This window comes from Candidatus Lokiarchaeum ossiferum (genome assembly GCA_025839675.1).
Classification (GTDB): Archaea; Asgardarchaeota; Lokiarchaeia; order Sigyniarchaeales; family Promethearchaeaceae; genus Lokiarchaeum; species Lokiarchaeum ossiferum.
This window is the reverse complement of sequence record CP104013.1, coordinates 5,616,039-5,631,817: the sequence shown is the minus strand read 5'-3', so window position 1 is coordinate 5,631,817 and position 15,779 is coordinate 5,616,039. Positions and strand designations below refer to the sequence as shown.

Sequence of the window (15,779 nt, the reverse complement as noted above, 5' to 3'; positions counted from 1 at the left end):
ATCAAAAAAAATTGATCTACTTCTCTGGAAAAATACTGCTAGTTATCCAAAGTATTATTTTTAGTTAGTAATATCTGATTTTGGCGAATGAATTCAAAATCAAATAACTTGATATTCTTTAATCTTCCAGTTATACCTTTGGGATTCCCCGTGCGTGTGTATAGTAGCTCTGAAGAACGTATTTCTTCCATGATTTCAAAAGGAAATTGAAACTCGGTACTTAAAAGCTTAAATTTTTTTAATCCCATAAGGCAAAACCCTTCTATTAATGTCTGCTGTGCATCATACAACCTTCGTGCTTTGGCTTTTATTCGTGAGTTTGATGGAGGATTATCAACAATCTGGACTCGTTTTGCTAAACTTCGTAGACATAAGGCGGTATCTTCTAAATGACGAGTAGGAATCATGGCTTGGTGATAGGTAAGAACATGACGCATTAACATCCCGCGCAAGGCTAAAGCAATTTTGGGAAGATTTTTTGCCATTTGAGTTAAAGAATTTTGGTATCCTTGCCATATCACTAAAGAAAAAGAATATTCTTCCATGAATGCTTCAATTCGATCTTTAAAAATAGGGATCTCACTAAATTCCAAGGGTAACGCTTGCGGATCAATAATGAGAACACCGCAGGTAGGACTAATCTCGACTACTAGCATCTTTTCTTTCAAGTAGTGTAAATGAAAGGTTTCATCGGAGCGATAATTTATCACCCGACAGTTCAATTTCATTGCAAGAAAAGGTAATTGTACGGAAAAAGTGGGTAAATTCCAAGGAAGTTTCCACCTCGGATAATAAACTTGACTCATTGCGAGTTCTCCTGCAAATTATTCATTCTACTTTGCTTTATGACAGGTTTTGCAAAGAGAGGTATTTTATATTTTCGAATATGCAAGCTTCGATTGAACGTCATTTGTATTGTTCTATTCTTCAGAAAACGGAGAACTTCATCTAATCCATAACATATTAGATCTAACAGAATAAAAATTGCTAAAATCACTGTAATTTCAAATAGAATTGGAACTAAAACATAGAATTGCATGAAAAAATCAGCTTGCCACAAATAAAACAAAGAGGCCAGCCCCATACAGATTACTTGTCGTAAGGCAAGCCATGGTCTTTTTGTTACCCCATAAATGTAAATGCATTTGATATCTGCATTTGAAGGCTGTAATCCAAGTATGAGACAACAAATGGCGAGTCCAAGCCCAATTTTCCCCCCAAGGGATGTTCCATCCCATTTGCTCACCAAAAATAAAACTATCCAAGTCCCGATAAATAATGGCGCAAGAGAAATAAGAAAACACTTCATCAAAGAAAATCGATAATGAGTTGCGGTATCATAGTTGATTCTCACAGATCCACTTTGTAAATTATCGGAAAAAGAAATATCTTCCAAGGATACTGGTATGAACATAAGTTTATTCATCCCATAGTGACATATTTCGTGAAAAATTGTAGAAAATTGATCCAGTTTCAAGCTGATTGTTAATAAGGGAGGAATGAAATGGCCCACTAACTCAAGAACTCTGGAAAGGAACCTTCGCAAAGGAAACAATAACACTAAATAAATGAAATAACCCATTTTTTAATCCTCCAAAATTTCCCTTCCATCAGGGATAACTTGGGTTTGGACTTTCAAGTTTGGTTTAAAATGGGATATGGCATAAAAAACTCCTGCGGCCCCTAGTACGCTAGGAAGAAGTATCCAAAATTGAGCTTCCAGAAAATTTTCAACTTCTCCCAAAGCATAATTTATTTTATCATCTACGGTGGGATCGACTTCTTGAAGATCGGTTGCATTAGGAGCCATTAAATCATCAATAATTGTCACATTTATGAAATTATTATTATGGTCTTGCTTATCACCAATAGTATCAGGCCCATCTCCAATATCTCCAATCCCATATGCAACGAAGGCAAAATTTAGATCAAACCCGTTGTAATCACTTAATGTGAGAGTTATCGTAGCATTTCCAGTGATATGAGCCCCAAACCGAATCAAAAAGGAGTTATTATACAAATTCCGCTCATTTGGATTACCTATATGAGTTAAGTTTTCTATATTTGAATAAAGTGCATATTCAAGCGTCGGTACAGAAGGATAAAAAATATATTGCGTACCATTCAATTCTACTTGCATTGAAACCTGAGGATTAGTGAATCCATTTACCTCAATATCAGTGAGTGAAATGGGGTTGACACGGAAGAAATTGAAATGATATTCTGTATCTTCCTGAAAGGACATCTCATATGTATGGCTGAGTTGATTGGTACTAAAACGATCAATACTGCTAAAGAACAAAATATTCCGATTAATTAAATCCGTTGAAAATTTCTCATAGTATGTGTCAATTGAGAGATATTCTTCCAAGTAAAGATGCAGATTTATGTTCGCAGTAGTTAGTACATCATAACGTATGCTATAAACGCCAGTTTCAGTCGATCCAAACTCAAAGAAAATTTTTGAAGCATTGTTTTCAATATCAGCTGTATAATCGAAAAAGTGATACTGCCGGGCTGATGGGCTGGTACAATAAATATTAACTGAAAAATCATCAGCGAAGGGCACATAGGATTCCATAAAAAAGAAATAAGTTACATTCTTGATGAAGGAAACATTGAAAATCTGAGATGTTTGAGGGGGGCGAAACAATTCCACAGAATCATACAAGGTGGTAGAAGCGGACAACACAGTTACTTCTTCAATTTGTCCCATAGGATTATTATCGACTATATCGAGGCAATTTATCAAAAGAAAACAGAGGAATGGGAATGTGAGATAAATCAATTTAGCATTTTTCATACACTTTTTTTTGATTAAATTATTTAAAATCAAAAGTCGAGTATTATTTCTTTTTTATATAAGATGGAAGTATAAGAGATTATGGGTGACATTTGTGTTGATTTCAAAAAATTTCTTCCATCCCCGAGAATTTATTTAGCTTACCTGCATATATTCTCTTCTTTAGGATTTTCTTCCGCCATTGAAGTTTTAAATGAACCAGATTTAGTCCAATTATTGCTAAAATTGCTTAAAAAGTCTGAAAAAATCACTATTTCTTAAATAAATGTGTTGAAAATAATGCCTACATTCTCAGCTTTTCAAAGATTTGTTGATGGATTTCTTCTACCGATTTATTGTTTTAGACTAAATTCCATTTTTTTGGCTTTATTAGGATCGAAATTATAAAGTGTTATGAATTGTCAAACTCTAAAAAAAAAATCATGGATCTTGCTGTCACTACTCCTATTTATGATCATTATAATGCCGATTACATTTAAAGAAGAAACCAATCAATTTAGAAACAGTGACCTAAAAAATCTTCCTAATCTTAAAGCAAACACACCATTTATGCCGATATCGTCTTTTAGAACATCCTTACCAGTTCTGGATATTTATGAAAATACACCTCTATTAAACTCAGTAAGTGAGAAAATAGTGCAACCTGAGAACCTGTATGATAGACCCAGTTCTATTTACTCTACATTTTTTGCTTATACTACTTTGGAAGTACTAGACCCTACTTCCTATGGCGAGTATAAAGATGGATTAGAACAATATATCATGTCAAAGTTCAATGTCAAAAGCCATCATTTTGAGGAAACGCTGAATTATTCAATGTATCATGAAGATGGAGCGTATTTATTTAAAACACCGTATTCATACAATATAACCCATCAAATGGCAATAATTCTTTTAGCAAATATTGGACGCTTATCCACAAATTTTAATCCTCTGCAAATATTAGCCTGGGAGAATGAAATTTTAGCAGGTTTAAATTCCGATGGAGGTTTTGGATCGATATTTGCACCCCATTCCACGCTTTTAGAAACTTATTATGCAATATGGTCTGTTAAAGCCTTAAATAACTATGAGATAACAGCTTTTTCTCCAATAGAACGAAATTTAATTCAAGAATATGTTGAAAGTACTCAACGAACAGGATATATGGCTGGCGCTTTTAATGAGTATGACACATCTGCTTATTTAGGTTGGGAAAACTACTATGCTTCTTGGGAAGCTTTAAAAATAATTGAAATGATTGATGGGGATTTTAATTCAGTTCGTGATCCTTTCATAAATTTCTTAGTTAACAATAATATTTACAATAGCCAGAGTAAATGCTATTATGGGGAGTTTAATGATTATTTATCTCCAGAAACTGTCACCTATTTTGGATCAGCAATAATTGCTGATTGTATTCGATTACTAGAAATGGAGATGGTTTTTCCAGAATTATCTACAGTATTAGGCGTATTGCTAAATTCAACAACCTATAATCGTACGGATCAAAAAGAGGGGCCCAATTATTTCTATTTCCGCTCTTCTTCATTTTTCTCAGACGATTTATTCATTCAATCTACTATTATACCTATTCTTGATAATTTTTCATTACTTCCACAACTTGATGATTCCAATAATAATTTGAAAGGGTTACAAGATTTTTGTTTGACTTATTTCAACTCTGATGGTGGTGCAAGTTACATAACTAAATTGGATCAATGCGCTTTTGGAGATAAAGTGAAATTTTCTTATTTAAAACACTTTCCAGAACAATTTGAGGAACAAGAAGTACTGAATTCTTCCCTATCAAGACTAACAACGGATGGTTACTTTTCCGATTACATTAATTATAGCATCACAAACCAATCCCCTTCCCAAAAAATACTGTCTCTATGGGGACAATGGAGCCATTTTCCTATAGCAACAAATTATTTCATTTTAGATACAATAAATGATCTAAATTTGATAGAAGCAATGTATGAGGAAATAGGTTTTACTCAATATTTAAAGTGTGAACAATGGATTGCAGACCAGCTTCTGTCTACAGGTTATTTTCTCAATGATACTCACTTGGAAACTCAAACAGGAAATATAAAATCAACATTTTATGCTCTTGAAGCCCAAAATATCTTGATTAAGTTCGATCGTGGACAATCATTTGCTAATTATTATTCTATTGCAAATTTAACTACAATATTAGGTAATTTGAATCAATCTATGGTAGAAACAGACACATTATGGCATGGAATTTCTGGCTCGAATGAAAATGCTGGAATAACACAAATTGCAATGACTTACTACATTCTACGCATAAATGAAATTCTTGCAACAAATCAAGTAGATTATACGAAACTTTCGAACTTTTTATATGAACAGGTGGAAAATTTCGATGGTTTTTCCTATGAAGATAAAGCAATCTTCATTCAATTATGCAATGATCTTAATATCAAATTTGATTTGTCTTTTTTTCAAATGATTCATCCAGAAATTGGAATCCTTTGCGCCCATCTTATTGCCAATGTTCCGATATATAACATGGAACTTATTTATCTTGGTGAAATTTTGCAAAATGATCAGATTTGCGTGGCTATCGAAATACCTCCGGACCAAATCATTGATTCAAGTTATACTTATTCAATTCAAAGTTTTTCTTTAGCCTCTGAAATTTCTATTAGTGAAATTGAATTACGGGGTGAAGAAACAACATTCAATGATTGGAATATCATGGGAAGAAAATATTCATGTGAAATTGTTCCTGAAGCAAATCAATCTCATCCCCAAGAATGGCAACCAGATTTGAGCTTTTCTTACAAAAATATTAGATATGGTTGCCAATTATCTGTCTTGTTAAATTTTTCTTGGATATATTCTTTTGAAATAATTGAAGGAGACCAATTTAATACTATAAAATATTGCATTCAGTCGCAACCATCAATTATATCAAAAATTACACCCAATTTTGAGATCCGAGATATTGATGGCCTTTTAGTTGCAAAATATACAGAATCAAATGTTTCGGCAGATTATTTCGAAGATCGAGTCGAATTTACTTGTTTGTTAAACACGGTTATCGAATTCGATCAAGAATTTTTTTTCATACCCATATTTCAAGAAGATTGGGCGCCCTTTCAAAACTATTATTTCATGATAAATTCATCCATTTCAACCACGACTACTACAACCACTACGGATGTGTCTTCAACGACCACCTCAAATTCAACAACAACCAATACATCTACAACAACATCTACTACTTCAAATTCGACAACAACCAATACATCTACAACAACAGCGACCACTTCAAATTCGACAACATCCGACACATCAACGACTAATTCATCTTCTAATTCTTCTACATCAACATCGAGTTCATCAACTGCCACTGAAACACAAAACAACTTAAATGAAGACTTAAGCTCGGATGAAAATTCCAATTCCTCAGCGGTATCAAATAATAATTCGGATCTGGATCAGACCAATTTTGTTAATCCGATAATTTATTTTTCTAGCTTTGTGTTGATTGGAGGAGTCTCGGTTTTTGTCAAAAAAAAGTCTGGTATGAAATAGAATAGTTTAGCAAAAGGTGGAATTAACGAACATGACAATTATAGAATATTCATCGGAATTTGTAACCCCAGAATTATTATATTCATTTCTTTTTTTGAAAAATGATTTGATTATAAAACCCTTTGCATACGAAAAAGATTTGAATGGATTACTTGCAATTTTGAAATGTTTATACAGTTTTGAAGAAGCAGATACTATTGATTTGAATGAAACTGGATTAGATAATTTAGAATTGTTTGAAGAATTTCTTCCTATGTTAAATGAGGAAAATGAAGGAGCCCGCCGTAAAATACAAGTTTTTCGCAATTTTAACCAAGAAGCTCTGAATATTCTGGCAAATTTTTGCCAAACTAATCCCAAGAGAAAATTTCGTTTCATTCTATTGGATTCTATTAATGATAATTCATACAATAAATTCAAACAGGTTATGATTTTTGATAAAAAAACTCGTTCAGTTCATTTTTCCGACAATCTCTCAAAAATTGATACAACAGATATTTTGTTCCAATTTATTCAGGAAAATATAATCCAAAAGCTCCAATCGGGAAATTATTTGACAGTTACATATTATTTAACCTCAAAAATATGGGACAGTATGGAATATATAGTTAAAGATTTTCTCTTCGATTTTAATGAAAATGAGTTCTACTTGCTTATGAAGGATTTTGATCAAGCAGAATACACTTTTTTGTTGAAATTATGCAGTTCATATCACGATTTAATCCTTCCAACCCACATTCCAACCAATATTCTTGAATTCTGTACTCATTTCACAAAACGAATAGACCAATCTAGTTCTGATTTGTCTTCTAATTTAAATCAAACAGAAGAACAGAGTTATACTGAAGAAATTGAAGAAATTGAAGCAATTAACTCAAACCTACAATTCATGCAGGAACTTGAAACAATCGATATTAATCCAGATTATAAAAAAGCTTTTGATGTGATTCTATTCGAAGAAAAAGAAAAAATTTGCCCAAAAAGACCTCACCACTCTCCAGAATCAGTCTATTGCTACTTAAGAGAAAATGAATGGAAAGAAGAAATCCCCATTTCGTTCTTTACACGATTGTTACAACATTTGATACAACAATACTTAAAGATAGAGAAAATTTCAAAATCAGGGTTAATTGACAGAGTACGTTTAGAACATGAAAAATTGAAGGATATTTTCTCAAATTTAATTCCCAACCGATTCAAATTTTTCTCAAACATTGATAAAGCCACTTTTTTGAATGATACTGTAATTAAGGAAAGATTGGCTCCCGAAGAATATAATCAAATTCATCTCCCATATTCTCAGTCAAATTTAAATACAAATATTCCGCCCGACCTTGACAAACTACCGAAATTAATAAATGCACAAGATGAACTGACGGAAGAAGATGCAACAGATCTGATCGATACATTTTCAGGAGGTAAGCATGATCTAGATGAAATGCAAGATTCTGAAATAAAAACACAAATTGAGTGCAAGATCCATGAAATTCGGAAGGCTTTGGACCTTCACTCCCCAACCATAATTACAGATATTAAAGCATTGACTCAAAAATATTTGAAAAAAGTTTATCAACTCTAAAATTCAATTATTTCATTTAGATATGTTCTTTTCGACTTTTTATGCTTTCATCTGAAAAAAGGTTATGTTACAAATTCCAGATCTGATCCGTGACAATGAGCTATCTAATTTATTGCAAGAACTGGTTAGAAAATATAATCGGATGGCAAATGATCGTATATATGGATTGCAAATAATTGATCAAGATGCAAAAGTCTTAGCAGTTAATCATTTTTTTGATAACAAGTATAATTATTGGGACATAGCAGCAATTGGAGCTGCATTATATGGAATATCAAAACAAGGAAAAGATTTTTTTGCAAATTCAGATTTAAATCGAGCTTCATTAATATATAACTCGACGCAGTTTTTTTGTCATTACATCGGGTCAATTAAGACCTCAGAAGGTAGACAAAGAGATTTATTATTACTCTCATTAGCCTCTAAAGATGTCAAAATTGGATTAATTGTTCATCATATGAAAAAATTTGCCCCTTTAATCAAAAATCTTATCGAGAAAAACCAACGAATTCAAAAAGAAATGCAAATGAGCGAAGCAGAATTTTCAGAGCACATTGATAAAATTAAACAGCAATTATTTACATCTCAATCTTTAGGAGTAGATTAAAATGGAAGATCTTGACACCCAACCAATTTTCAAACCAAAATACATCCCAATTAAAATCATGTATTGGGGTCCGGGAGAAGTAGGAAAAACCACAAATTTTGAATGTTTAAAACGAAAATTTGCTACCAAATTGGTGAGTAAAGGAATTTCTATAGAAACCACAGATAAACGAACACTCTGGTGTGATAGTGTGACTTTCGAATTTCAATTCCCGAGTATAAATTGTGTTGTGCAAGCGATAGTATCAACCACTACGGGACAAGAACGTTTTCTAGCGACTCGAGAATATGTACTTGAAAATGCCGATGGAGCAGTTTTTGTGGCAGACTCTGATCCAAAGAAAATGGCTTCAAATTGTCGATCTTTCGAAGAATTGAAGTCTTTTTCTCAAAAATCACAAATTCCAATTTATATCTTGCTAAATAAACGAGATCTTCCCAATGCAATATCAATCAATGAGTTTGTTACACAAATGGGATTGCCAACTCAGAATCCAACAAAACTATTGAAAATACCCTATGAATCTACAGCCAATGACACTAAAAATCCGGGCGATGTATCTCGAATTTTTTCTGATTTATTAGTAGAGGTGTTAAGAAGGAAACTGACTTAAAATTTCATTCCTTTTTTAAAAATATTTTTAATTTTTGATGATTAATTCATAATTTTTATACTCAATTCGATCCACAGGAAGATTTAACATTTTTAACTTCCGAAATTCTGTAGCAAAATATTTTCCAACAGGAGAAACTTTGAAGAAAATATTATTTTCTTCTCTAATTTCATGAAATAGGTCCTTATGATTATGAAAAAGCGACATTATTTGCTCCGAGAGTGAAGAAAAGGGTTTTTTACTGGACAAGTAAGCAAATGTAGAGTATCGCTCCATTTCAATATAAGTTAATGAAATATGTTCAGTTTTTTTCTGACTGTGGGCAAATATATCATCTTCTTGAATGATTTTATCATGTTGGATATTGTGAAATAAGCGAAAAGCATGTAGAATTATAGAAAAATATTCCGAAACTTCTTCATGAGGTAAGTTTAGAGATTCAGAAATTGTTGTGAGATTAAAAGGTCTTTGTTCCCGAATCAAGTTCAAATATTTAAGAAATCCTATAACTCCCTCAGTTATGATAATACTCCTGTGAATTTTTAATTCTGAATCGCTTTGGTTTTCCATATCAATGGTATCGAACTTATATTTTTAAAATCGAAATTTTTCCGCCATTAAATACTTCTAAAAAAAAAGAATATGATATAATGAGAATTTTTAAACAACTGGGGTTTGCTTTTATTGTTATTGCATTGGTCTTATTATTTCGAAAATACCCCACACTTGGAGTGATCTTAGCGATAATCTGGTTTTCCCGTAAATTTATGAAAAGATCCAATCATTCATCAAAAGCAAAGGTTCGAGAACTGCATCAAATTAATCAAAATGTTGAAAAACTCTCCATTGTAATTGCTCAACTAATCGAGAATTATCAATTTTACTCGCCTAAATCCGATAATCCAAGTTATCTTGAAGATCAAGGATTAACTAAAGTATCACAGAATGAGGAAGCAATATCTTCCAAACCATACTATTAAAAGGAAACAATTTCCAATGAAACCTCCAAAATTTGTTAAAGAAATCTGGATCATGACCAAAACTGGGATCCCTTTGCTCCATTCAGCACACATTCGAGATATAAATGGAGATTTGTTTGCAGGATTCGTCTCTGCGATAACAAGCTTTGCCACAGATATATTTATAGAAAAGTGTCAAAACATAACAATGGCATCTTTCAAGCTATCTCTTCTTCACAATTCGAATCCTGATTTGATTTTTATCTGTCGTTCCTCAGTGTCCACTTCTGAACTAAAAATAAATTATTATTTAAACAATTTACGTGAACATTTTTTAGCGATTCATGCAGAAGATTTAAAAGAATTTACAGGAAAAATGAAATGTTTCAATAATTCAAAAATCCTTGCTGAATTTTCTGCAGAAGGATAAAATCTTTTGAACCGGTTTTTGTGATTTTCTTTTTTCGACTTTAAATAGTCTTAATTTAATAAAAATTGATTAAATTGGAATTATTAGCTCTAAAATCCATCAAACCCCGTCAAATCAAACTACTCACCGAATCTGGTATCGATTCACTTGAAGCTCTAGCTATGAGTGTACCTAAAGATTTAGAAGAAATTGACGGAATCTCTGCAAAAGCATCCAAAAATTTAGTCTGGAATGCAAGAGACAGTCTTAATCTGGCGACATTTAAGCAAGTATCAACGATTGAAGAAAATTTTGAATATTGTACTACAGGCAGTCAAAATTTTGATAATATTTTGAATGGGGGAATCTCCACTGGTCGCATTACTGAAGTCTATGGAGCATTCAAAAGCGGAAAAACGAACCTATCCCATACTTTGTGTGTCACTTGTCAACTCCCAAAATCAAAAGGCGGTTTGGATGGCTCAGTTTTATTCATTGATACGGAGAATACTTTTTCACGGACTAAAGTAGAACGGATTTCTAAACGTTTTGGGTTGGATCCTACATCTACACTTCAAAATATCTACCACGCAAGGATTTTTTCCACGGATCACCAACTCCAAATGATAAGAGCGGCAGAACAAGCAATAAAAGAGAAAAATGCGAAACTCATTATTGTTGACTCGCTAATGGCTCTAATGAGATCAGAATACATCGGAATTGGGATGCTTGCTGCCCGTCAACAAGTTTTGAACAAATTGATTCATGATCTATCGAGAATTGCGGAGACACATAATATAGCAGTATTAGTCACCAATCAAGTTGGGGTTCAAATGAAAGGCTCCTTTGCGTCAAACGAAGCAATCGGAGGAAATATTGTTGCCCATGGATGCCATTTCAGAATAGTTTTTAAAACAAAAGGATTTCAATCAAATTCGAGTTTAGAACGGACTGCAACAGTCGTTGATGCTCCGGATTTACCACCTGAATCTGCTGTATTTTACATTACAGAAGCGGGGATAAGCGACGATGAAACGATTACATACATGGAAGAAGGCGAACTTAAGACACTTGCGGATTTGAACGAAGAAGAGAACTTATTAATCGCCACTGAAAAGCTGGAAAAAGACCCAGTGAAAGTAAAGAAAAGCACGTCTTCCAAAAAAAAAAAAAGCACATCAAGGAAACCCGCAACAAAAAAATCGCAAGCGAAAAAGGCTAAAGGAATTGCAGATCCCTTAGCTTGATTTTTTTAATATCTTTCAAGGTCAAGTTTATGACAGAGCAAGATTGTTTAGAGCTGGAATCTCAGATCTCAAAGACCATAAAGAAGAATCGAGCAGAACTTCGAGAGAAAGTATCCCAGCTTAGCAAAGGAATATTGGAAGAAGATGATTTCTTAATTTATTTAATTAACGAATTTACACGGATGCATAAGGAAATTTCAAGTTATACAAGAATCCACGTAAAGCGACTTAAACACTTGAATTCCAAAGAATTGATCGAAGATAATATAATAAAAGCAGCTATTATCGAGACACTCTTTGAATTATTACCAGGAAAAACTAATACTCAGGATATATCAAGAAATTTACTCAAAAGTGAACAAAGATCAGAATTATTATACTCTGCGAGCACACAAAATTAAGGAAACGATTACTTATGATTTCAAAGAGCACCGCACTTAATAAACCCCTGAAAAATCCTTCATACACTAATGGATTTATTAAATTGATGTCTGCCCATTCATATCGGGAAGAACTTCCTTCAATAATTCATATAAATGGGGAAAATGCATCAGGTAAATCTACGTTATTGCGAGAATTTATCCGATATCATTTACCTATATCAACTCAGCCCATTTATATCGCAGATAATGAAGGTGGGCTTTCTCCAAGTATCCTTCAAAATATGTTTTCCTCAAAAAATTCATTATTGGAACGAATGTATCATTTTTCATGTCAATCCGTCCAAGATTTATTTCAATTAATTGAATCTCTACCAATGAATAAAAATGTAAAGAAAGAAAGACCAATATTAATCATAAATTCATTTTCTCGGATTTTGAAATCAACAATTGGTTCTGTTTCTAATTATGCCGACTATATTCATGCTGTCCACACTTTTAGTGATATTTTATTTCCAAAAATTTCAACATTAACAACAAAAGGCAACTTCTTGATAATTCTTATACATCATATAACGTTTAATCCAATTTATAATAGTGAGGTACCCTATTATGCAGATTTTATCCAAATGTTACAAGGCAGTTGGATATCGCTTAAATCCACACAATATTCTCCAGAAAAATGGATACGAGAAATAACATTTTCAAACATTATTAAAAGAACATCTAAAGGAAAATCCCAACTACAGCGAGTTTCAAAATCTCGCCGATATATTTTAGATCAAGGGCGTTTTTTAATAATGACACCTAATTTTAAACCGGACAAATACCAGGCGGAATGATGACTGAAATTAACGAAATAGTTCCCTATAGATCTCTAATTAGACTTTTGGAGGTGCAGCAGATTAAGAGCCTTCATACAATCCAAACGGAAGCCATCCAACGAGGATTGTTTTTTAATCAAAATTTTTTAGTTTGTTCCCCTTCAGGATCAGGTAAAACATTAATTGCGGAGCTAGCTATTGCAAAGCATTTATTAAATGGATCAGGAGTTACAATCTACTTAGTACCCTACAAAGCTCTAGCAACAGAAAAAAAATATCATTTTTCCCAGATCTTAACCAAAGAAAAGATTGGAAATTCTTTTTTAGTTAAAACTATCACCTCCGATACAGAGGCTGAAGATAGAATAATTGAAGGAGCTGATTTAATTATCACAACTTTCGAGAAATTCGATACTTTGGTTCGCCAAAATCATCCAATTTTAAAAAAGATATCATTGCTAGTTATTGATGAAGTTCATGAAATTTCATCTTCCCGAAGAGGAGCCCATTTAGAAATATTGCTTACTCGAATTCTTGATAGATTGTCCTTTCTCCAAGTTATATGCTTAAGCGCCACTATAGCAAATTATGAGAGTTTTGCAAAATGGTTGAGCAGTTTTGGAAAACGATTCCAATTATTACATGCAAAAAAAAGACCAATTAAGCTGGATTATGAATTTCGCATTTACAAAAATAAACTCTCAGAAATTAAACGAATTGTAAAGTTTGCTTTGGAAGAAAAGGGACAAGTTATTGTTTTTGTCAATAGACGCAAAGATTGTTTAAATTTCACCCAATTGCTGAAATCTGTTGTAGTTAATTATTTATCAGATATTGAAAAAGATCAATGTATAAAAGGCGTAAAAAATCTTAAAGCAAACCGTTCTGTTGCAACAGTATTAAAAGAAGTCATTCCCTTTGGTATTGCATATCATAATGCTTCTTTAAGCGTGTTGGACCGACGTATAGTAGAAAAACTTTATAAGGAGCACAATATCAAGGTATTAATTGCAACGTCAACACTTGCGGCAGGAGTAAACACACCTGCTCGTTTTTCCATTATATCAGATATCGTCCAACATCGCAAAACATGGGAAGTATCTAATGCCGATTATTTGGAAGATGGTTATCGAAATTGTTTAACTTCATCTGGAGTATTTCATCCCCTTTCTTCAAACCAATTGCATCAAATGCTTGGAAGAGCGGGACGATTGGGATATGATCAAGCAGGAAAGGGGATTATTCTGCTTCGAAATGAAGAAGAAAAAAATTTTGTAAGATCGGAGTACTTTCAAGAAAAAGTGGCAAATGATGGAACAATGATACCAAAATATGCGCAACTTACTTCAAAATTGAAAGATCGACCCATTTTGCAAGAATTAGTATTGCTTATAATTCATGAAAATCCTGGTATTTCTAAACAAGATATCTCAAAATTACTTCAAAAAACTTTTTTTGCATCTCAACTTTATTCGGGGGAATTGCAAAAAGGATACAAAAAAAGTTCCTTCCTGGAATTATCGCAATTTTTTTCCGTAGATTCCCTAAATTATGATTATTTTTTGGATCAATTTGGAGCTCCAAGTTGTGATATCACTCGTTTCAATTATGATTTTTCGAAAATCACGCCAGAAAGTATTATTGCATCAATCAGCAGTTCCTTATCGAAGAAAAAGATAATAAAAAATCGTTATCACTGTAGGATTGATATTCATGTGGGGATGCAATGCAGTTGTAATCCTATGAAAAAATATTTTAATGCGGGATATGATCTAATCAATTCACCGACTCTTTGCACCCATTTAACCACATTGATGAAATATATTTTAGGAAATCCCGTTCATCCCGCCTATAAATACCTAAAACTTATAATACCTTTAATAGTTCAACATGAGTCCATTTATGATTTCTTAGAAGAACATGGATTAATTGCCATAACAAAATCTAATGATCGTTTTACTGCTACAAAATTGGGACAGCTTGCAATCAATCTCTATATTTTCCCTCATAAAATAATCCGAATAAAGAATTTACTCTGCCAATATTCATTTTCTTCGGTTTCTTTTATGTTAGATAAAATAATTATGAGCTATTGCTTTGATCATTCTCGCGATCCTCTTCCTATTCTGTCCATTGCTAATAAATGGATTGAGGAAACCACGGTAGAATCTATAATTGCAAATCATCCTAAATTTGGCCTTGGAGATTTATTTTCATTAACCAATGATTTAGCCCGAGAAGCTTCAATTTTTGAATCGATAACCAACCACTTGCATATTTATTCAGATATATTCGATAATTGTAAAAATCTTGTTCATGATCTCAAAATTTTGTCAATTCGTCTTAAACATGGGGTTAAAGAAGAATTGGTCGACTTATTTGAAAATTTATCTAATTTAAGTCGCAATAATGCCCGAAAGTTATTCCAAGCGGGCTACCATAAAGCCTCTCAAATTACCAATGAAAATTCGTTAGAGGTGGCTCAGAAATCGAAAATTAAGTTGGAAAAAATAAAAGAAATTACGGGAGAAATTCAACCCTTACGATTTCAAACATCATTAAACACGTTTCTAGCGAGCTAATTAATTTTTATGTCTATCGAGACTGATGATTCAAATTTAATGAAGTAACATAATTTTAAGATCTTCCTAAATCCATTTGATTTTAAATATCTTAAAAATAAAAAATCCTATGGGGAGAGGTATTGATCTTGGAAAAATATTGACTGTTGGTGTATTCATCCTCGGTGCTATTTATTTTAACTCAAAAATCACATGGGCAACTCGATCACTGACATTTATGGGCACAT

At 32.7% G+C, this 15,779-nt stretch carries 14 protein-coding genes; 10 read left to right on the top strand and 4 right to left on the bottom strand.

The features are described 5' to 3' along the window. Positions 1 to 38: 38 nt before the first annotated feature. From NEF87_RS24020 to NEF87_RS24010, 3 genes are read right to left on the bottom strand one after another with little or no spacing between them, the layout of a single operon-like run. The gene (locus tag NEF87_RS24020) at positions 39 to 806 is read right to left on the bottom strand and encodes a hypothetical protein (RefSeq protein WP_457917823.1); all 768 of its coding nucleotides are present in this window, start codon (positions 804 to 806) and stop codon (positions 39 to 41) included. Further along, complete coding sequence (locus tag NEF87_RS24015) at positions 803 to 1,582, bottom strand: hypothetical protein (RefSeq protein ID WP_457917822.1); 780 nt, start codon at positions 1,580 to 1,582, stop codon at positions 803 to 805. The genes NEF87_RS24020 and NEF87_RS24015 overlap by 4 nt, the downstream gene beginning before the upstream one ends. Positions 1,583 to 1,585: 3 nt before the next feature. Then, positions 1,586 to 2,803 (bottom strand): hypothetical protein, encoded by a 1,218-nt coding sequence (locus tag NEF87_RS24010; protein ID WP_457917821.1) that lies wholly within the window; start codon positions 2,801 to 2,803, stop codon positions 1,586 to 1,588. A gap of 393 nt (positions 2,804 to 3,196) precedes the next feature. Here NEF87_RS24010 and NEF87_RS24005 point away from each other — a divergent pair, with 393 nt between their 5' ends. From NEF87_RS24005 to NEF87_RS23990, 4 genes are all read left to right on the top strand, one after another. After that, positions 3,197 to 6,352, top strand: coding sequence for a hypothetical protein (locus NEF87_RS24005; protein ID WP_457917820.1), 3,156 nt, complete (start codon positions 3,197 to 3,199; stop codon positions 6,350 to 6,352). 31 nt (positions 6,353 to 6,383) lie between these two features. After that, positions 6,384 to 7,931: a hypothetical protein gene (locus NEF87_RS24000; RefSeq protein ID WP_457917819.1), complete on the top strand. Its 1,548-nt coding sequence runs from the start codon at positions 6,384 to 6,386 to the stop codon at positions 7,929 to 7,931. A gap of 64 nt (positions 7,932 to 7,995) precedes the next feature. Continuing rightward, positions 7,996 to 8,538 (top strand): roadblock/LC7 domain-containing protein, encoded by a 543-nt coding sequence (locus NEF87_RS23995; protein WP_371804059.1) that lies wholly within the window; start codon positions 7,996 to 7,998, stop codon positions 8,536 to 8,538. 1 nt (position 8,539) lies between these two features. Then, the gene (locus NEF87_RS23990; protein ID WP_371804058.1) at positions 8,540 to 9,151 is read left to right on the top strand and encodes an ADP-ribosylation factor-like protein; all 612 of its coding nucleotides are present in this window, start codon (positions 8,540 to 8,542) and stop codon (positions 9,149 to 9,151) included. A 27-nt stretch (positions 9,152 to 9,178) separates the two neighbouring features. On the opposite strand, the gene NEF87_RS23985 is transcribed toward NEF87_RS23990, so the two are convergent. Next, complete coding sequence (locus tag NEF87_RS23985; RefSeq protein ID WP_457917818.1) at positions 9,179 to 9,721, bottom strand: hypothetical protein; 543 nt, start codon at positions 9,719 to 9,721, stop codon at positions 9,179 to 9,181. Positions 9,722 to 9,801: 80 nt separating this feature from the next. Between NEF87_RS23985 and NEF87_RS23980 the strand changes: the two genes are divergently transcribed. The 6 genes from NEF87_RS23980 (at position 9,802) to NEF87_RS23955 (ending at position 15,552) form a co-directional block, all read left to right on the top strand. Continuing rightward, positions 9,802 to 10,131, top strand: a complete 330-nt coding sequence (locus NEF87_RS23980; protein WP_371804056.1) for a hypothetical protein — start codon at positions 9,802 to 9,804, stop codon at positions 10,129 to 10,131. Positions 10,132 to 10,147: 16 nt separating this feature from the next. Next, entirely contained in the window at positions 10,148 to 10,540 is a 393-nt protein-coding gene (locus NEF87_RS23975; protein WP_371804055.1) for a hypothetical protein, read from the top strand. Positions 10,541 to 10,614: 74 nt separating this feature from the next. Then, entirely contained in the window at positions 10,615 to 11,766 is a 1,152-nt protein-coding gene (gene radA / locus NEF87_RS23970) for a DNA repair and recombination protein RadA (RefSeq protein WP_371804054.1), read from the top strand. Between the two features lie 29 nt (positions 11,767 to 11,795). Then, entirely contained in the window at positions 11,796 to 12,167 is a 372-nt protein-coding gene (locus NEF87_RS23965) for a hypothetical protein (protein ID WP_371804053.1), read from the top strand. Between the two features lie 14 nt (positions 12,168 to 12,181). Next, on the top strand, positions 12,182 to 12,988 hold the full coding sequence (locus NEF87_RS23960) for a hypothetical protein (RefSeq protein ID WP_457917817.1): 807 nt from the start codon (positions 12,182 to 12,184) through the stop codon (positions 12,986 to 12,988). Beyond that, the gene (locus NEF87_RS23955; RefSeq protein WP_457917816.1) at positions 12,988 to 15,552 is read left to right on the top strand and encodes a DEAD/DEAH box helicase; all 2,565 of its coding nucleotides are present in this window, start codon (positions 12,988 to 12,990) and stop codon (positions 15,550 to 15,552) included. Before NEF87_RS23960 ends, NEF87_RS23955 begins: the two co-directional genes overlap by 1 nt. Positions 15,553 to 15,779: the final 227 nt, after the last annotated feature.